General features: G+C 66.8%; 21 protein-coding genes. 17 read left to right on the top strand and 4 right to left on the bottom strand.

Features of this window, described 5'->3' with window-relative positions:
• Window positions 1–96 precede the first annotated feature (96 nt).
• The 15 genes from EDF19_RS18335 to EDF19_RS18265 all read left to right on the top strand — a co-directional run bounded on the left by EDF19_RS18335 (window position 97) and on the right by EDF19_RS18265 (window position 13,734).
• Window positions 97–1,806 (top strand): GAF domain-containing protein, encoded by a 1,710-nt coding sequence (locus tag EDF19_RS18335; protein WP_123682291.1) that lies wholly within the window; start codon window positions 97–99, stop codon window positions 1,804–1,806.
• Window positions 1,803–2,447, top strand: coding sequence for a response regulator transcription factor (locus EDF19_RS18330; RefSeq protein ID WP_123682290.1), 645 nt, complete (start codon window positions 1,803–1,805; stop codon window positions 2,445–2,447). The genes EDF19_RS18335 and EDF19_RS18330 overlap by 4 nt, the downstream gene beginning before the upstream one ends.
• Window positions 2,448–2,650: 203 nt before the next feature.
• Window positions 2,651–3,724, top strand: coding sequence for a zinc-dependent alcohol dehydrogenase family protein (locus tag EDF19_RS18325; RefSeq protein WP_123682289.1), 1,074 nt, complete (start codon window positions 2,651–2,653; stop codon window positions 3,722–3,724).
• Complete coding sequence (locus tag EDF19_RS18320) at window positions 3,721–4,584, top strand: slipin family protein (RefSeq protein WP_123682288.1); 864 nt, start codon at window positions 3,721–3,723, stop codon at window positions 4,582–4,584. Before EDF19_RS18325 ends, EDF19_RS18320 begins: the two co-directional genes overlap by 4 nt.
• Entirely contained in the window at window positions 4,581–5,768 is a 1,188-nt protein-coding gene (locus EDF19_RS18315; RefSeq protein ID WP_123682287.1) for an NAD(P) transhydrogenase subunit alpha, read from the top strand. The genes EDF19_RS18320 and EDF19_RS18315 overlap by 4 nt, the downstream gene beginning before the upstream one ends.
• Complete coding sequence (locus EDF19_RS18310; protein WP_123682286.1) at window positions 5,765–6,079, top strand: proton-translocating transhydrogenase family protein; 315 nt, start codon at window positions 5,765–5,767, stop codon at window positions 6,077–6,079. Before EDF19_RS18315 ends, EDF19_RS18310 begins: the two co-directional genes overlap by 4 nt.
• Window positions 6,076–7,509, top strand: coding sequence for an NAD(P)(+) transhydrogenase (Re/Si-specific) subunit beta (locus EDF19_RS18305; RefSeq protein ID WP_123682285.1), 1,434 nt, complete (start codon window positions 6,076–6,078; stop codon window positions 7,507–7,509). Before EDF19_RS18310 ends, EDF19_RS18305 begins: the two co-directional genes overlap by 4 nt.
• A gap of 82 nt (window positions 7,510–7,591) precedes the next feature.
• Window positions 7,592–8,545: an ABC transporter ATP-binding protein gene (locus tag EDF19_RS18300; protein ID WP_123682284.1), complete on the top strand. Its 954-nt coding sequence runs from the start codon at window positions 7,592–7,594 to the stop codon at window positions 8,543–8,545.
• The gene (locus tag EDF19_RS18295) at window positions 8,542–9,354 is read left to right on the top strand and encodes an ABC transporter permease subunit (RefSeq protein ID WP_123682283.1); all 813 of its coding nucleotides are present in this window, start codon (window positions 8,542–8,544) and stop codon (window positions 9,352–9,354) included. Before EDF19_RS18300 ends, EDF19_RS18295 begins: the two co-directional genes overlap by 4 nt.
• Window positions 9,355–9,607: 253 nt before the next feature.
• Window positions 9,608–10,123: a hypothetical protein gene (locus tag EDF19_RS18290; RefSeq protein ID WP_123682282.1), complete on the top strand. Its 516-nt coding sequence runs from the start codon at window positions 9,608–9,610 to the stop codon at window positions 10,121–10,123.
• A gap of 88 nt (window positions 10,124–10,211) precedes the next feature.
• A complete protein-coding gene (gene adhP / locus EDF19_RS18285; protein WP_123682281.1) occupies window positions 10,212–11,276 on the top strand; it encodes an alcohol dehydrogenase AdhP in 1,065 nt (354 codons plus the stop codon).
• Complete coding sequence (locus EDF19_RS18880; RefSeq protein WP_148071149.1) at window positions 11,273–11,665, top strand: hypothetical protein; 393 nt, start codon at window positions 11,273–11,275, stop codon at window positions 11,663–11,665. The genes adhP and EDF19_RS18880 overlap by 4 nt, the downstream gene beginning before the upstream one ends.
• Window positions 11,662–12,144: a pyridoxamine 5'-phosphate oxidase family protein gene (locus EDF19_RS18275; RefSeq protein WP_123682279.1), complete on the top strand. Its 483-nt coding sequence runs from the start codon at window positions 11,662–11,664 to the stop codon at window positions 12,142–12,144. Before EDF19_RS18880 ends, EDF19_RS18275 begins: the two co-directional genes overlap by 4 nt.
• Window positions 12,141–13,322, top strand: a complete 1,182-nt coding sequence (locus EDF19_RS18270) for a lysylphosphatidylglycerol synthase transmembrane domain-containing protein (RefSeq protein ID WP_185022942.1) — start codon at window positions 12,141–12,143, stop codon at window positions 13,320–13,322. Before EDF19_RS18275 ends, EDF19_RS18270 begins: the two co-directional genes overlap by 4 nt.
• Window positions 13,276–13,734, top strand: a complete 459-nt coding sequence (locus tag EDF19_RS18265; protein WP_123682277.1) for a BON domain-containing protein — start codon at window positions 13,276–13,278, stop codon at window positions 13,732–13,734. Before EDF19_RS18270 ends, EDF19_RS18265 begins: the two co-directional genes overlap by 47 nt.
• Before the next feature lie 3 nt (window positions 13,735–13,737).
• Here the strand turns inward: EDF19_RS18265 and EDF19_RS18260 are convergent, their stop codons facing one another.
• Window positions 13,738–14,598, bottom strand: a complete 861-nt coding sequence (locus EDF19_RS18260) for a universal stress protein (protein ID WP_123682276.1) — start codon at window positions 14,596–14,598, stop codon at window positions 13,738–13,740.
• Between the two features lie 144 nt (window positions 14,599–14,742).
• Here EDF19_RS18260 and EDF19_RS18875 point away from each other — a divergent pair, with 144 nt between their 5' ends.
• Entirely contained in the window at window positions 14,743–15,042 is a 300-nt protein-coding gene (locus tag EDF19_RS18875; RefSeq protein WP_148071148.1) for a hypothetical protein, read from the top strand.
• Window positions 15,039–15,707, top strand: coding sequence for a BON domain-containing protein (locus tag EDF19_RS18255; protein ID WP_123682275.1), 669 nt, complete (start codon window positions 15,039–15,041; stop codon window positions 15,705–15,707). Before EDF19_RS18875 ends, EDF19_RS18255 begins: the two co-directional genes overlap by 4 nt.
• Here the strand turns inward: EDF19_RS18255 and EDF19_RS18250 are convergent.
• From EDF19_RS18250 to EDF19_RS18240, 3 genes are read right to left on the bottom strand one after another with little or no spacing between them, the layout of a single operon-like run.
• Window positions 15,660–16,454, bottom strand: a complete 795-nt coding sequence (locus tag EDF19_RS18250; protein ID WP_123682274.1) for an FAD:protein FMN transferase — start codon at window positions 16,452–16,454, stop codon at window positions 15,660–15,662. The genes EDF19_RS18255 and EDF19_RS18250 overlap by 48 nt on opposite strands.
• Complete coding sequence (locus tag EDF19_RS18245; RefSeq protein ID WP_123682273.1) at window positions 16,451–16,966, bottom strand: FMN-binding protein; 516 nt, start codon at window positions 16,964–16,966, stop codon at window positions 16,451–16,453. The genes EDF19_RS18250 and EDF19_RS18245 overlap by 4 nt, the downstream gene beginning before the upstream one ends.
• Complete coding sequence (locus tag EDF19_RS18240; RefSeq protein ID WP_260217310.1) at window positions 16,963–18,429, bottom strand: ferredoxin reductase family protein; 1,467 nt, start codon at window positions 18,427–18,429, stop codon at window positions 16,963–16,965. The genes EDF19_RS18245 and EDF19_RS18240 overlap by 4 nt, the downstream gene beginning before the upstream one ends.
• Window positions 18,430–18,478: the final 49 nt, after the last annotated feature.

Genomic DNA, 18,478 nt, shown 5'->3' with positions numbered 1-18,478 from the left:
AGCGCCGCTCTCGCTGCGAACCCGAACGTGGCGGGAGCGGCATGTGCCGAGAGGAGTAGATTCGGCGGAAACTTGGCAGAGGAGGGGTGCTCGCCGATGCCCGACGATCTCGTCTTTCCCGATGCTCCACGATCCGCCTTGGAGCAGACCATTGAGGAACTTGTCGATCGTGCCCAGACGGTGCTCCGCACGCAGGGCCGGCTTCGGCATCTGCTCACCGCGAACCGCCGCATCGTTGAACACCTCGACCTCGAAGACACCTTGCAAGCGGTCGTGCGCGCAAGCGTTGAACTTGTCGGCGCGCAGTACGGCGCGCTCGGCGTCATTGCGCCCGAAGGAACGACGCTGGAACGGTTCATTCACGTCGGCATGGATCCGGCGGTGGTTGCGCGCATGGGCCTCCCACCGCAAGGCCAGGGTCTCCTCGGCGCGGTTGTCCGCGAACACACCGCGATCCAAATCGACTCGATCGCAGCCGATCCCCGATCTGCGGGTTTCCCCGAAGGGCATCCTCCAATGGAGGGGTTCCTCGGCGTTCCCGTGCGCGTTCGCGACACCGTCTACGGGAACCTGTACCTGACAAACCCGTCCCGTGGCCGGTTCACCAACGAGGATGAAGAGCTCGTTGAGGCCCTTGCCGCCACCGCCGGCGTCGCGATCGATAACGCGCGACTGTTCGACGAGGTGCGACAACGGGAACGGTGGACCACAGCCGCCGCCGAAGTGTCAGCCGCACTCGTCGGAGACGAAACACTGGAAGACGTCCTCACCCTCATCGCCGACCGTGTTATCGCGTTCGTCGACGCGGTCCTTGTCTGCGTCGTCGAACGTCGAAGCGATCCCGAAATGATTCACGTCGCCGTGGCAGTCGGGACCGGTGCGACCGGCGTGCAAGGCCGCCAGTACCCTGCAGCCGGTTCGCTGGCCGCCCGAGCGATGGCGACAGGGTCGGTGATCACCGATCCGACGGGCGCAAACCTGCCCAGCTACGAGTGGGCGCCGCCGCTCGGCCCCACACTCGCTGTCCCGCTTCGTGATGGGAGCGCACCGCTTGGAGCGCTTCTGATCTCCCGCGCACCTGAAGCTCGGCCGTTCTCCGGATTGGAGGTCGAGATGGCAGACGAGTTCGGGCGGCAAACCAGCGTCGCGCTTGCGGTCGCACGCGGGCGGAAGGACCGACGGCTGCTCGAGCGTGCCGATGATCGCAGCCGCATCGCCCGCGACCTGCACGACCATGTCATCCAACGTTTGTTTGCCGCGGGGCTCTCACTCCAAGCCACTGCGCAGCGCGCGCCCGAGGAGCTCCGCGACCGCATTGACGCGCAGATCACCACCATCGACGAGGCGATCGGTGAGATTCGAACGGCAGTGTTCGCCCTCGGAACGCCGGAACGCCATGGCCCTCGTTCCACCCGCGATCGACTACTCGACATCGTTGCTGAGCTCAGCCCCGCACTGACGACGCCTCCGCGAATCGCCTTCACCGGACCGGTCGACACCATCCTGACCGGAGACCTCGCGCTCGACGTGACGGCGGTCGTCCGCGAATCCCTCGCGAACGTGGCCCGCCATGCGCCGGAGGCGAGTTGCCGAATCGACGTCGCGGTGAGCGACGACACGGTCCGTGTCGTCGTCGAGGACGACGGTCCCGGTCCGGGCGACCGCAGTCGGCGGAGCGGCACCGCTAATCTCGCAGCCCGGGCCAGACTCCGCGGCGGTGCGTACGAGCTCGAAGAACGCCCAACCGGAGGAACCCGCGTCGTGTGGGTCGCCCCCGTCAACCCCGAAGCAACGGAGCACCGATGACGACCCGAGTCTTCCTTGTAGATGACCACGAAATCGTGCGCCGCGGAGTCGCAGACCTCATCGACGCTGAGCCTGACCTCGAAGTGGTGGGGGAAGCGGGGACCGTGCGCGACACGGTCGGTCGGGTCGCCGCAACACTTCCAGACGTCGTCGTGCTTGACGTGCGACTGCCCGACGGTAGCGGCATCGACGCCTGCCGGTCGGTCCGCTCGGCCTTCCCGGACATCGTGTGTCTGATGCTCACCGCCTACGACGACGACCGGGCAATGCAAGCTGCGATCCTCGCCGGGGCCGCGGGTTACGTCGTGAAAGACATCCGGGGTCAAACGCTCGTCGACGACATTCGACGCGTCGCCGCCGGTCGTCGTCTCCTGCCCGCGGCGACCGTTCCAGTGACGGTCGAACGGTTGACCAAAGACGTCCCTGACGACGTCGCGGAGCTGACCCTCCGCGAACGGCAGGTCCTTGAACTCATTGCCGGCGGTCTCACGAACCGGCAGATCGGCGACCGTCTCGGGCTCGCGGAGAAGACGGTGAAGAACTATGTATCTGGCCTACTCGCGAAACTCGGCTTCGAACGGCGAACGCAGGCCGCCGTGTACGGTGCCGAACACGGCCTCGGCAGCCGTCGGCGCTCCTGACAGGACCGTCATTGAGCGGCCGGTGTTCGTGCGTGGGGTCCCTAAGTCGGTGCGGGCCGGATGGTGACTGCACGCGCAGTACGCCCCAGGTGAAGATGTGACCTTCGACCTGCAACGCAGAGAACGGACGCGTGCATGCTCACGGCATGACCACATCGCTCAGCGCACCCGACGCGTCGGAAGCTCCGGCTTCAGATGCTCGGATGATGGCGCTCGTCTACGACGAACCGAATCGCAAGGAATGGCGGTCGGTTCCGAAACCAACGATCATCGATCCGACCGACGTGATCGTGCGGATGGTGTCAACCACCATTTGTGGTACTGACCGGCACATTCTGAAGGGCGATGTCCCCGCGGTGCAGCCGGGCCGGATCCTCGGCCATGAAGGCGTTGGCATCGTCACCGAAGCCGGCGGGGCCGTCACCCAGCTGACGGTAGGGGACCGTGTCATCATCTCCTGCATCAGCTCCTGCGGGCGATGCGCCTTCTGTCGACAGGGTCTCTACAGTCACTGCCTCGCAGACGAAGGCGCACCAGGAATTGGATGGGTGCTCGGTCACCTCATCGATGGCACCCAAGCCGAGTACGTCCGGATCCCATTCGGTGAGAGCTCGCTGTACCCGGTTCCGGAGAGTGTCACGGACCGGCAAGCGATCCTGCTCTCTGACATCCTCCCCACCGGGTTCGAGATCGGTGTTCAGTACGGTCGGGTCCGGCCAGGCGATGTTGTCGCCGTCGTCGGTGCGGGACCCGTCGGTCTCGCTGCGGTCGCCACCGCACGGCTGTACGGTCCGTCAAAGATCGTCGCCATCGACGTCGACCGGAGCCGCCTCGAGCGAGCCAGCCTCTTCGGCGCCACCGACACCGTCGATTCGTCCGAGCCGGACTGGCGTAAGCAAGTCCTCGCCGCCACGGACGGTCTCGGCGTTGATGTCGCCATCGAAGCGGTCGGCACCCCGGCGACGTTCACAATGACGACCGAAATGGTGCGCCCAGGCGGCCGAGTCGCGAACATCGGCGTGCACGGCACATCAGTGGAGCTCGCGCTGCAGACGTTGTGGATTCAAAACATCGACATCTCAATGGGATTGGTCAATACCGACACACTCCCGATGCTGCTCCGCCTCGTCGCCGCGGGCACGCTCCCGGTCGACGACTTCGTCACGCACGAGTTCACCTTCGCCCACATCGCTGAGGCCTACGACGTGTTCGGGCACGCCACTGAACATGACGCACTCAAGGTGCTCATCCGAACCGACGGGTACGACCAACCATGACCGCCACCGCGCTCGCTCTCACCCTCGCCGCGCTCCTCGCCCTGCTGCTCATCATCGCCGCAGCCATGTCGTTGCACGTCGTCACACAGTACGAGAAGGGTGTCGTGTTCCGATTTGGGCGGGTTGCCCGCGTCAGGGAACCTGGACTGACCGCGATCATCCCAATCGTTGACCGGCTACGAAAAGTGAACCTGCGGACAGTGACCATGCCCATCCAATCGCAGGGCATCATCACGAAGGACAATGTCAGTGTCGACATCTCCGCTGTGGCCTACTTCCACGTCGTCGACGCAGTGAAATCCGTCGTCCAGATCGAAAACGTGGCCGCCGCGATCAACCAGATCGCGCAGACCACCCTGCGGAAGGTCGTCGGGCAGCACACCCTCGACGAGACGCTCGCCGAGACCGACACCATCAACGCTGGCATACGGTCCGTACTCGACGTCACAACGGTCGAGTGGGGCATCGAAGTCACCCTCGTCGAACTCAAAGACATCCAGCTTCCCGAATCGATGAAACGGGCAATGGCACGTCAAGCCGAAGCGGAACGGGAAAAGCGCGCGAAGATCATCGCCGCGGAGGGCGAGTCGATGGCGGCCGCCGCGCTCGGCAACGCCTCGGACACGATGATGGCGCACCCGCTTGCCTTGCAACTTCGGAACCTGCAGACGCTGATTGAACTCGGGGTTGATAAGAACACCACGGTGGTGTTCCCCGCTCCGCTGATGAGCACGATCAGCGAACTCGGTCGGTTCATCGAACATGAAACCAGTGGAGCTGACCGCATGACCGGAGCCCGTGCGACGCTCCTGCCGACCTCACCGACGGTGGTCGCCGACACGTTGCCGGTCCGCCCGTGAACGCTGAGACGCCGCACGTGGAGGACCACCACGGGTTGGTCGTCGGCGTCCTCGACGAAACCACGGAGCGAGAACATCGGATCGCCCTTGATCCCGGAGCCGTCCGTGCCCTCGTCACCGACGGCCACACCGTCCTCATGGAAACCGGAGCCGGGAACCAGGCAGCCGCTCCGGACACCGAGTTGGAACGCGCCGGTGCGGAGATTCATGCGGGGGCTGTCATCGTCGAACGTGCCAACATCTTGGCGCTCCTGCACGCACCGACCGGTTCCGTGATTCAGCATCTACACGCCGGCCAGGTGATCATCGGCCTGCTGAACCCGTTCGCACGTCCGGAGGTCGTCGGTGACCTTGCGGTGCGCGGAATCAGCGTCATCGCACTTGACGCGCTTCCACGAACGCTCAGCCGGGCGCAGACCCTCGACGCGCTGAGCTCGCAGTCGTCCGCCGCCGGGTACCGGGCGGCGCTCATCGCGGCGCAGGCGCTCGGCCGGTACCTGCCGATGATGACCACAGCTGCAGGAACCGCCCGCCCTGCCCAGGCGCTCGTCCTCGGCGCAGGCGTCGCCGGACTGCAAGCAATCGCCACCCTGAAGCGCCTCGGCGCGGTCGTCACCGGCTACGACGTCCGTCCGACGAGCCGCGGCGAAGTTGAAGCGCTTGGGGCGAAGTTTCTCGCTAGTACCATCAACGCGGCCGGAGCAGGTGGATACGCGCGAAGCATGGCCGCCACCGAGACGGACCGGCAGCAACGTGAACTCGCCGACGCATGTGCCGAGGCAGACGTCGTCGTCGCCACTGCACGGGTTCCCGGCGGCCCTCCCCCAGTCCTCGTCACCCACGAAACGCTTGCACGGATGGCGCCAGCGTCGGTGTGCGTCGACCTGGCAGCGGGCGCGCTCGGCGGCAACGTCGAGGGCAGTTCCGACGGCGAACAGCGCACCACCTCGAACGGCGTGGTGATCATCGGAGACGGTGACGCGGCAGCAGGGCTTCCCGTGTCAGCAAGCCAAATGTACGGACGGAACATCGTCGCAACGATCCGGACAATCGCTCCCGACGCGGTCCTCCGGCTTGACGCACCCGACGAGCTTCTCCACGCGATCGTCATCGCCCATGACGGCCGCATCACCGACCCGCGGCTTGCCGAGCTCGTCTCAACCCAGGAAGGGCGATCCTCATGAGCGAAACCCTGCTGAACAACGCCATGGTGTTCATCCTCGCCGTGCTCGTCGGATTCGAAGTGATCGGCAAGGTCCCCGCAACCCTGCACACCCCGATGATGTCCGGCGCCAACGCAGTCCACGGCGTTGTCATCGTCGGTGCGATCGTCGTCGTCCCGACTGCGGACAGCCTCACCGAGGTCCTGCTCATCGGCCTTGCAGCCGCGTTCGCAGCCGCTAACGTTGTCGGCGGATACATCGTCACCGACCGGATGCTCGAGATGTTCCGTCCCGTGCCGCGACCAGCCGTCTCCACGACACCGGCACGATGAGCCCCGCAGCTGTCACGTCCACCGTCGCCGCGATGATCGGCGCGATCGCGTTCATCATCGGGCTGCACCGCATGCGCACCCCCGGCACCGCACGCAGCGGCAACGCCCTATCCGCCGCCGGAATGGCTCTCGTCATCATCACAGCCCTGATCACCGCCAGCACCGCCGGGGGCACCCTCGACGGTTGGACAGCGCTCGGCATTGGTCTAGCGGTCGGCGGCGCTGCTGGCGCCGTCGGTGCGCGCCAGGTCGAGATGACGTCCGTGCCGCAGCTGGTGAGCCTCTTCAACGCCGTCGGTGGCGGAGCCGCAGCGGTCCTCGGCATCGTCGCGGTCGTCGGCGCGCCGGGGACGCTTCGGATGCCGCTCGTCACCGGGATACCGGTCGCGCTTGACCTACTCATCGGTGGTGCGACCTTCACCGGTTCGATCATCGCAGCCGGCAAACTGCAGGGCATCGTCCCCGGCCGGTCAATCCGAATCCCCGGCGGCCGACTGCTGCTGCTTGGCGTCGCCGTCATCACGGTAGCGGGTGCGGTGACACTGATCGCCGGACCTGCGACGGGGATCGCGCTTGGGGTCACGGCCATCGGTGCGTGCGCGTTCGGCGTGCTCCTCGTCCTCCCGATCGGCGGAGCCGACGCACCAGTTGTCGTCTCCCTGCTCAACGCGTTCACCGGCCTCGCGGTCGCGATGGCCGGTTTCGCGCTCGACGTGCAGGCGATGATCATCGCCGGCGCTCTTGTCGGCGCGGCTGGCACCACGTTGACGCTCGCGATGGCGTCGGCGATGAACCGTTCCGTCCTCGCGGTCATGACCGGCGGGTTCGGCGCGACGACGGCAGCACCCACGGCGCCCAACACGGCGACGGAGAACGTCCACGCTGTGAACGCCGACGACGTCGCGATCCAACTCGCTTACGCGTCGAATGTCATCATCGTCCCCGGCTACGGCCTCGCCGCGGGCCGCGCCCAGCACGAACTCGCCGAACTCGCGGCGCTCCTCACAGCGCACGGCGTCCACGTCGCGTACGCGATTCACCCCGTCGCCGGACGAATGCCCGGCCATATGAACGTCCTGCTCGCCGAAGTGGACGTCCCCTACGAGCAGATGATGCAACTCGACGACGCGAACGCCGCGTTCTCGACCTGTGACGTTGCCCTCGTCGTCGGTGCGAACGACGTCACGAACCCCGCAGCACGCCGAACCGGGAACGCCGTGTCCGGGATGCCGATCCTCAACGTTGATACAGCCAGAGCAGTCGTCGTAATCAAACGGTCGATGGCGCCCGGCTATGCCGGCATCAGCAACGAGCTCTTCACCGGACCCCGAACCGGCATGCTCTTCAGCGACGCAAAGCAGGGGCTTACCGATGTCATCGCAGCCGTGAAGCAGTACACCGACCCGCGCCGCGAACGGAACACAACATGACCGACATTGTCGTCGCGTGCGGCGCCGCGGTTCGTGTGCTCGAACAGTCCCCGCGCACACTGCGCATCCTCCGCTGACGACCATGGCGGACAACAGAGATGCAATCACCGCCCGTCAGCTAACGAAACGATACGGGCGGACGGCGGCGCTCGACGGGCTGGACCTTCGGGTGCGTGCCGGCACCGTGTGCGGACTGATCGGCCCGAACGGCGCGGGGAAGACCACCCTCATGCGAGTCCTACTCGATCTCGCCCGGCCCACGAGCGGTTCCGTTAGCGTCTTCGGGATCCACCCGTCCGAGGGTGGAACCGAACTCCGCCGCAAAATCGGCTTCGTCCCCGGCGAGGTGCTCCTCGCCCGACATGGCACCGGCGAACAGGTGCTCACTGCCCTCACCCGACTTTCGGGACCGGTGCCGGCGCACGCGATCCGTGACCTCGCGGAGCGATTCGACGTGGACCTGACACGACGGGCGCGAGCGTTGTCGAAGGGGAACCGGCAGAAGCTTGCGCTCATTCAAGCCTTCGCCGCCGCGCCGCCATTGCTCATCCTTGACGAACCGACGAGCGGGCTTGATCCGCTCGCGCAACGGGAGTTCGCGGCGCTCGTCCGAGAACACCGCGCTCGTGGCGCGACCATCTTCCTGTCGTCGCACGTGTTGAGCGAGGTGCAACACGTCGCCGACGACGTCGCCGTCCTCCGCAGCGGGCGCCTGATCGTCCAGTCGACGGTCGACGCACTTCGAGCTCGTGCCCGCCGCCGATTCGCAGTCGGGGTCCGGACGTCCGAAGCGGCAACGTTGATCGGACGTCTCCGTAGCCGGGGCGGGGTCACCGTCGTCAGTGCCGACGGCACTGACGGCACCCACCGCACCGACGAGATGACAACCGTGACCGGATCAATTGAGGGTGAAGTCGGTGCGTTTCTCCAAGCGATCTCGCCGCTGGAGGTCCTGGATCTGACAGTTGCCGAACCCGACCTCGAGGACGTCGTGCTGTCGATCTACACCGAGAGCAGAGGGTCAGCCCAGCCATGACGGAACGGACACCGACCCTGCCTCTCTTTCGCGCCGCAATGAACAACGGGCGCATTTCCACGGTTCTCTGGTCAGCGGGAATCCTTGCAGCGATCAGCTTGTACCTGCCGCTGTACCCTTCGATTGGCGGTGCGAATTCGCAGATGGCGCGGCTCATCGCCGAACTTCCGAAGCAGCTGGTGGCGACGATCGGTTACACGGACATTGCCACCGGCGCCGGCTACGCCGGGGCCACGTTCTACGGGTTGGCAGGCTTCGCGATCATCGTCATCGCCGCGACGGCGTGGGGAACCGGCACGACCGCATCCGCCGAAGAAGACGGCGAGCTCGTGCTGGTCCTCGCCCACGGGGTGTCGCGGACCCGAGTCGTGCTTGAGGGAACGCTCGCCACTGCGGTGCGGCTGGTGTGGCTCGTCACGCTCAGCGGCGCCGCCGTATGGGCGTTGAACGATCCCGCGCAGCTCGAGCTCCGCGCCGCAAATGTCACCGCCGTGAGCGCCGCGTTCCTCGGGCTGGGCCTGATCTCGGCAGCGGCGGCGATCGCGGCCGGCGCGATCCTGGGTAGACGAACCCCAGCCATTTCCGCGGGGGCAGGAGTTGCCGTGATCGCCTACATCCTGAATGCGCTCGGGTCACAGTCGGCGACGCTCCAATGGCTCCGTACCCTCTCGCCATATGGGTGGGCCTATCAGCACAGACCGCTGGCAACTGGCGTCGATTGGGGCGGACTCGCGCTGCTCTACGGGCTGGCTCTCACGCTGATCGTTGTCGCCGTAGTCGGTTTCAACCGTCGGGATGTCGGGCGCTGAGACAGCTCGCTGCTCAGCGCTGTTGTCCGGTCAAAGCGGCGGCCACCCGTACGTGCTAACGGGAGCGGGACCATTGGCCCTGCCGCCTGAAACTTGTCCCGGTGAGTATGGTTCTCCGCTGACCGTTTGAGGGACCCGACCCATGACAACGACGCTTACCCCCGCTACGACCACAATCCGAGCACTGTCGAGGACGCACGCGCGTGCTTCGTCACGTGGTGCGTGGTCGTCGCTGTCAGCGTCAGCGCGCGCGGTGCTTCTCGCGGAATGCAGCACGATCGCGGTCGCCGGTACCGCCAACTCCGACAGCGCCTCCGCCGCCAGTCCCATCGTGGCCCCGGATCTGCCGACTCGCTGCGATCGAATACTGCACGACATCGCCGCCTACGCAGCAGGGTTCCCCGCCCAGCCAGCGCCACCGCGCAGGCTCCGTACAGAGCTCGTCGTCGACGGTGACTTTCCGCTCGACCTTGCCACCGTGCACCTGGCCGCCGCGTTGATCGCCGACGAGTCCGTCCTCCTCGGACTGTCCACGACCGTTGGCCCGGGCACCTTCCGGTACCTCCGCGTGCTCGCCACGCTCCTCCCCGGCGGCGTGCTGCACATTGCTCGTGGGGACCGCTTGGTTCACGGGGGAACGGATCGAGTGGTGTGGCTCTCACCGACCTGCGTCACCGATCAGTCGCCGGTCGTTCCAGAGCTTGCGATGGCCATGCTGCCGATGGTGTCAGCCTGGCGCTTCACCGACGGGACTTCCGACCCTGCCTGACCTGCCGTGACCCGGCCATCGTGACGGTACGGGCGCCGTCAGGCGAAGGACACGTCGTCCCCTCCCGCCCACACCGGAAAGGCCGACCATGCAGGCAGCAGTCGTTCACGCACTCGGGCAGCCCCTCGTCATCGAGGACCGCCCGCTCCCGGACCCGGCCCCCGGACAGGTGCTGGTCCGCATCGAAGCGTCGGGGCTCTGCCACACCGACATCCACGCCGCACACGGCGACTGGCCCGTCCGCCCCACACCGCCGTTCATCCCCGGACACGAGGGCGTCGGCATCATAGAAGCGGTCGGCGACGGTGTCACCGACCGTCAGATCGGCGACCGCGTCGCACTCCCCTGGCTCGGCTATGCATGTGGCGCGTGCCGCTACTGCATCGACGGGCGGGAGACACTGTGCGAGCAGCAGCAGAACACCGGCTACTCCATCGACGGCTCGTTCGCCCAGTTCGCAGTCGCTGACGCACGCTTCGCCGTACCAGTCCCCGCCGGCGTCGACCCGTGGGATGCCGCACCGCTCACCTGCGCCGGGGTGACAACGTACAAGGCGCTGAAGGTGGCGCATGTCGTGCCCGCGGAAACGGTAGCCGTCTTCGGTGTCGGCGGTCTCGGACACCTCGCCGTCCAGTACGCACGAGTGTTCGGCGCGCAGGTGATCGGTGTGGACGTTGAGCCGGAAAAGCTGCAGCTCGCCCGCGACCTCGGCGCGGACCACACCGTGGACGCCTCGTCAGGGGACGCTGCTGCACAGGTGCAGGAGCTCGGCGGCGCCGACGTGGCCGTCGTTCTCGCCGCTTCCGCAACGGTATTCGAGCAGGCCTTCGCATCGCTCAAGCGCGGCGGACGCCTGGTGTGTGTGGCGCTTCCCGCAGACGGGACAATGTCGATTCCGATTTTCGACACTGTCCTCAAAGGCATCTCGATCATCGGGTCGATCGTCGGCACTCGGCAGGACCTCGCCGAAGTGTTCGCGCTGCACGCCGCTGGCCGCACCCGCGTCGTGTCGGTCCGACGGCCCCTCGCGGACGTGAACGACTCCATGGCGGACGTGCTCGCCGGGCGGGTGCCGGCACGAATCGTTTTCGAACTGGCCGCCGTCGACCGTGAACCACTCGTCACTGAGCCCGCTGAACGGATCGAACGATGACCGCCGTGCTGTTCGGCACCACCGACCGGTCCCTCGACTCCTCAGAGTGTTGGTCGCTCCTTGCCCGGACACCTTCAGCCCGACTTGCACACGGGACGCTCTCCCCGGTCACCGTTGTCGCTATCGACCGGGAACGCCAACGGATCACCGTCGATCTCGGCGCGACCGTCTGTGAGCAGGAGCGGGCACTGCTCGAGATCGGTGGCCAGGGAGCCGAGGGCGGATGGAACGTCATCGCGGTCGTCCGCACCGGCCCCATCACCGTCGTGTCGGGTGTTGGTCTCGGCGTCCCGCTGCGCCGAACCGTCCTTGACGTCGTCGAGGTGGGCGGGATCGTGTTCGCGCGAGACGCACACCAAGGGGCAGCACGGGCGGTGATGGCGGCATGAACGGTGTCACACCGGATAGCACCCCGGATCCGGTACCCACCCGCGATGAACCGGCGAACCCGCTCGGCGCACCGGCAACGGACGCGCCGGTGGACGAGCTCATCGTCCGGCTCGACCCCGACCAATGCTGGGAGCGCCTGCACCGCTCCCGCACCGCACGGGTGGCGTTCCGCACGGAAGACTCCCTCGAGATCATTCCTGTCAACTACGTCGCCGAGGAACGGCGACTGGTCTTCGCTACCTCCAGCACGGTCGTCCTCGAAGCAGTGCACGCCGGTCGGGAGATCGTGATGGAAGTGGACGAGCACGACGGTTGGACAGCGTGGAGCGTGGTTGCGAAAGGCTCAGCGCACCTCCCGGACACCCGGCATGTCACCGCGCAGCGGCTTCGCTCGATGCTCCCAACACCGAAACGGGCCACCGTGGTCCTGGAACCCTCTTCGATCACGGGACGGCTGTTCGACCAGATGGCTCCGTGACCGACGACGAAGACACCGACGTTACGGGGTGGCAACGCGGTGCACACGCGCAGACCCTGGCCACCCCGTCACGGTCTCGGCTTCGGTGGATCCTCCTCGCGCTCACACCGATCCTTATCGGCACCGCCTTTGTCATCGCACTGCCGCACGTCCAAGAGGCCATTGTCGTCGTTCGCGCGCTCGGGTCGACGGCGTTGATTGCGGCGGGAGCCGCCAGCCTCGCCGAAGCGGTCTCGCTGACCGCGGCGTCTCGCGCCACCCAGATCCTGCTCCATCCCGCCGGGCCACCGTTCCGGCACGTGCTCGGAGTTGACCTCATGGCGCAGGGTGTCCGCAGCATCATGCCAGGCGGTGCGGCGACGTCCGCTGGGGTTCGCATCACGCTGCTGCAACGGCTTGGAGTGACCTCGTCCGCTGCAGCGTCCGCGGCAACTACAGGAGTGGTCGCGTCGAACCTGGTCCTGTCCGCGATCTTCCTGCTCGGCCTCGCGTTGACTGCCGGTTCAGCTGGTTCACCGATCGTGGACGGAGCAGCGACGATGGTGGTGCTGCTCGTGCTCGCCAGCATCATCGGAGTTTGGCTGCTGCTGCGAAAGCCGGAGAAGGTTCGAGATGCCGCAGTTCGATGGACCCGACCAGTGCGACGGGTACTGCACCGGCCAACGGACCGCACTGTCGCGGAGTACGTCGACGCGCTCGGGACCGGGCTGGGCCGGTTACGGTCGCCGCCGCTGGCAGGCGCGCTGCTCGGCTGGGTCCTGCTGAACTGGACAGCGGACTTCACCGCGTTCGTCCTCATGGTGTCCGCCGCGGGGGCCCATGTTCCGTGGCAGGTCTCGTTGCTGACGTACGGGCTCGTGAACATCCTCGCGACGATTCCGGTCACCCCTGGCGCGATCGGTGTCGTTGAAGGCGCGGCCATTGCGTCCCTGCACCTCGCCGGGGCGCCAACGGCAGTGGCACTCGTCGGCGTGCTCGGTTGGCGCATCGTCGAGTACTGGCTGCCCCTGGCCGCGGCAGTGGTCGCAACTCCCATGGTGCTCATCGCCACGCGACGGCGTCCCGCCCGTTCCTCAAGCCGCGGGACCTTGGGCACTCTGCGCTGGCGATGGCGACCCCGACGATGGCTGCATGGACATCGAAGCTTCCCGCCACATCGCACCGTGCACCGTCGATGACCGGATCCGCCACGCCTGGGATGCAGAGCGCTCCCTCGACGCGAGCACACTTCATGCAATGTTGCAGGGCGGACACATCGTTCTGACCGGGGACGTCGGCTGTCACAGTGACCGGGCGACCGCCGTCGGGCTAGTGGAGCAGTGCGCTCCAATGACGGCGATCGAGAACCGGATCGTCGTCCGCGGCTACGACTGCGATCCGCAAGAGTCAGACGCAACAGTGCGCGCACGAGTAGTGGAAGCGATCGCCGTGGCCGTGCCGGAAGCTGATTCTGTAGACGTGCGAACCCTCGACCACGTCGTGACCATCGCCGGAACGATCAGCAGTGAAGCGGAACGGCGAGCGGCGCATGCAGCGGCGGCTCGGTGCCCAGGCGTGCACTTCGTTGTCGACCGACTCACAGTCGACTGAGGTTCACAGCTGCGACGTCCGATCCCGGCGCTGGAGGGGCACGACGCAGAGCGCAGTGCTGGATTCGGCCATCACGTCCTGGGCGACGGAGCCAAGCATCTCACCACCGAACACGGAACGGTGCCGGCGACCAACCACCACGAGCCCGTGATGCTCTGCGGCTTCCGCGACGCCGCTCCCAGCCGCACCCATGAGCAGTTCCGTCCGTACCTGCAGCTCGGGTGCCGACGTGGTGATGCGTTGCACCGCGTCCGCCAGCACATGTCCGGCGGTCTCCCGGTACACGGCGGGGTAGTCGTCGGCGCCAACGACCACCGGCGGCCCGATCGGGGCCGGCTCATGCCAGGTGTGCACCACTCGGAGCACCGCTCCGTGCCGTCCCGCTTCAGCTGCGGCGAAGTCGATGACCTCCGGCGCAGTGTCGGCATCCACTGCGAGTACGACGTCGGCGTCAAGCTGCCCGCTTGGCCAGTCGTCCGGGACGATCACCGTTGGGACGTGGGATGTGCCGGCGATCCGGTCCGGCAGCAACCCGGTCAGAGCCGACCGCAAACGACGACGACGGTGACTGCCCACGACGAGCAGACCATCCGCCTGCGCCAAATCCACGAGCGCGTCAACGATTGGTTGCGGCGGCGCGGCAAGTTCCACCTCGGTGCCGGGCGCGGACTGCAGCACCAGTGAACGGCCCGCGCCAAGACGATGCTGCGTCCAACCTTCCTCCGGCTCCAACGGGTCCACCGCGCGGACGATCCGTACCCGGCACGAATGCCGTGCAGCCCGCTCCGCAACCCAGCGAAGCGCTGTCCAGCTCGCGTCGGTGTCGTCGAGCCCGATCGTGATCCGTTCGACATGCTCGTGCATGACTCGTTCCTCCGGTTGATCCGTCAGGACGCCATCCGTCCCGCCTCCCGGGACGGTATGCCAGGACCGGTACCGCCTCGAGAGCCGAAGGTCCCGGGACTTCCGCCCCTTCGGAACACGCGCTCCGCCACCGACACTCGTCGCATGGACACACTCACCGCCGCTGGTTCACGATCCGTCCGCGAAACGATCACAGATGTGTGGCGAGCCGACCCCCTCCTCCGGAACGCACGCCTCGATGTGGAGATTGACATCGGCGGCAACCGCAAAGTCATCACCGGAACCGTCCCCTCGACTCGGTGCCACGAGCGGGCACTGCAAACAGCGCAACAGGCGCTCCCCACCCTGTGTCTCATCGACCGGATCCACGTCGCTGCTGTTGCGCACCGCGGGACGTTGGGCTCTCCCGCCTCAGCATCAATCGCTGCATCGTTGCCGGTATGACAGACCGCAGCGTGCACTCCCGTAACGACAGCGACGTACGAGCCGACGTCGAGGATGAGCTTGCCTGGACGCCGGGAATCGATGCAGCCAGCATCGGCGTCGCCGTCGAGAACGGCATCGTTACGTTGACCGGCCAGGTGGGCAGTCACACCGAACGAATGCAGGCCGGGAAAGCCGCGCTCCGGGTGACCGGGGTTCGCGGCCTTGCCGAAGAACTCGACATCCGTGGGCCGAGTCGACGCACCGACGCCGACATCGCCTCGGCAGTGCGGGCAGCGCTCGACGCTGACGCATCCGTGCCGTCCGACACGGTTGATGTGCAGGTGCGGGACCGGATCGTCACATTGACCGGGTCGGCCCACTGGTACTTCCAGAAAGTCGCAGCCGTCCGCGACGCGGAGCGGGTCGGCGACGTCCAGTTCGTACTCGACCGGTTGGAGCTGACACCACGGCCGAGCGCCCCCGATACCGAAGAACGCATTCGGCAGGCGTTCGTCCGGAACGCCGAACTCGACGCCGACCGGATTGCAGCGACGGTCCACGGCACCACCGTGACGCTCACCGGGCGGGCCCGCACGTGGGCGGAACGACGGCAAGCGGAAATCGCCGCGTGGCGATCACCGCACGTGCTCGACGTCGACGATCAGGTCGTCGTCGACGCCTGATGCAGACCCCGACGACGCAGACCTCACTTCGATGCTCTCCGCCGCCGCTGGCGTTGCCCACACTGTCCCATCGGCGGCGAACGCAAGCACGTCGACAGTGCCCTCGCTCGTCAGCCGGCGAAGGTCACCTTCGTCACCGGCGATTACCGCGGTCGCCAAGACGTCTGCGGTGACAATGTCGTCGGCGATGACGGTGGCTTGAACAAATGTTGGTGCGGCCCGGCGCCAAATGTGTTCGCCCCGCTCCGCCGTACCGGAGGTCGCCACTGCTCGTCTGGGTGGCTGCAGGCGCACAACGCCGATCACCGTGTCTCGCTGCGCGGGATTGACAACGCCGACGCTCCAAGGCACGTCGGGACGGAAGCGACCGCGGACGAGGATGTCCCCGCCGGCGTTGATCATCCAATCCTCGGTCCCCTGATCGAGGACCACGCCGGCGTCCCGGATAGCGAGCGCCTTGACGACGCCGGAAAGGTCGATGACGCCGTCGGGACGGTGCGGGGTGAAGGTACCACCGGTTCGGTCACGCCATTCCAGCGCGAGGGCATAGACCTCCCGAAGCTCTGGCGTCGTGTCGGCAAGCCGAAGCGACCCGTCGGCGACGCGGCTCAACTCCGACAACGGGTTGTAGAGACTGTAGCGGCGGTCGTAGTCGGCGAAAACGGCGCGCACCGCGGATACGGCGTGAGGTGATGCGCCGCGGACACTGACGACGGTGCCCATTGCCTCGAACGTTGCAACGCTCATAGCCCGGCCTTATCGATCGCCGATTGCAGTGACGTGATGTAGCCCTCGCTTGTGTATGTGGCGCCGCTCACGGACTGGATTTGTGCGGACTGCGCCTGCAGGGTCTCTTGACGCAGAACCGGTGCTGCTTGCTGGCTGATCGACACGGAACGGCCGTCACGGTTGGTCAGCTGCAGCGCAGTGACGTCGGTGATCTTGCCGTTCGTGACGACGATCTGCACCTGCACGGGACCAAACTGCGTCTGCGCGGTGTCACCGGCGAACGTGCCGGATGCCGTGGAACTGCTCCCGCTACTCCCGCTGCTGCCGCTGCTGCCCGACGTGCCGCTGGCATCGCTGGTGCTGGAACTGCTGCCATTGGTGCCGGATGTCGAGCTCCCACCAGTTGTCCCACCGGAGGATGTGCTCGGCTGCACCGGAGAAGTGACGGCGGGCTGGCCGCCGAGTTGCCAGCCGATGGCGAGCACTGCGATGGAGGAGGCGATCCCGCCGGCGATGATGCGAACTTTCATGATTCGAACCGTTCATGGTGAATCTGGTGCTCCGGGACGCCGGCCAGTCGGGCTTCGCGGACGACGAGGTCGGACCAGGCGCGAGGACCGCACACGTAGAGGTCCGATTCGAGGAGCCGGGGGAAGACGGAACGGAGGGTGACACCGCGTCGGAGGTCTTCCTCGGTCATCCAGCTCTCCCGCGATCGTGCACGGTGGCCAACCATTGCGTACAGCCGGCTCCCCGTCTCCTTCGCAAGCTCGACGGTTTCATCCCAGAGGTACTGCTGGTCGGCGTCGGTTCCGCGCAACAACACAGTCGCTTCGCCTGGGCGCAGATCCGTGTCCTCGAGCAACGCTCGGACGGGGGTGATTCCGATGCCGGATGCGACGAGCGCGAGGAACGGTGCCGTCCGAGCGCGACTGGTGAACAGCCCGTACGGGCCTTCAAGGGAGACAACGGCGCCCGGCGTGATGCGTCCGAGCCGCGCCGAGCCTGCTCCGAGGTCGCGGACGGTAATGCGTGCCCGGTCGCGGTCGGGCACCGCGGAGAACGACACCGGGTGCGCGTGCCACCAGGTGTTCGCCGTCCAGAAGCGCCATACCCCGTATTGACCGCCGCGAGCACCGAGTCGGTCAAGGTCCCGACCGGCGAGGTGAATCGATACGACCCCCGGCGCGATGGTCTCAACGCCGACGACACGGATACGGTGCCGGAACGTCACCACGAGCGGCATCGCAAACCGGAACACAGCGATCAGTCCGAGGGCTAGGACGTACAGCGCGATCCAGTAGATGCGCTGCCATGTGCCCTGCGCGAGGACGCTGCCGACGCTGAGCATGTGGGGCAGCGCGACGAGCACCGCGGCGTAGCTGAGCAGGTGAATGATGTGCCATGCCTCGTACGGCAGCCGCCGGCGTACCGCGACGAGGGACGACACCACCACGGCGACGAAGAGCCCCAAACTGAGATACGCCAGCGGCATGTCTGGCGTTGAGAAGAGCGAGATGGTCTCCGCGATCGGGCTCGTCTTGTCCGATGCGCCGTACCCGAGGGTCAACAGCAGCCCATGCGCGATGAGGAGGTACAGCACCGGCTTCCCAAGCGAACGGTGCACGGCGATGGCATTGTCCTGGCCGAAGGTCCGGTCGATGAGCGGGACGCGAGCGGCGAGGACCAGCATCATCAGGACGAGGTCGGTGCCGATCAGTCCCGCGACGATGCCCGCATCGGTGAGCCACCCGCCACTGCCGGAAACCGTGTGCGACCCAGGCGTTGCAAGCCACAACGACACCGCGACTGCAGCGGAGGTCCACGCGAGGATCCCAAGCAGGTCAGCCATCGCGTTCCGGCGACGACCGGACCGGTGGCGTCGCCGGGCCGCGGCATCAAGCGACTCTGCGGGCGCCGGTACGGCCCGGAAGCGCCGACGTTCCGGCGCCGTCGTGGCGGGGGGCGATGTGGGGCGAGCGGTGTCGATCATCGTCTCGGTCCTCTCCAGCATGTGATCGGGTGGCTCACAGCATCAGCAT

The organism is Curtobacterium sp. PhB115, assembly GCF_003752025.1.
Lineage (GTDB): Bacteria > Actinomycetota > Actinomycetes > Actinomycetales > Microbacteriaceae > Curtobacterium.
This window is presented reverse-complemented; position numbering and strand designations above follow the sequence as displayed.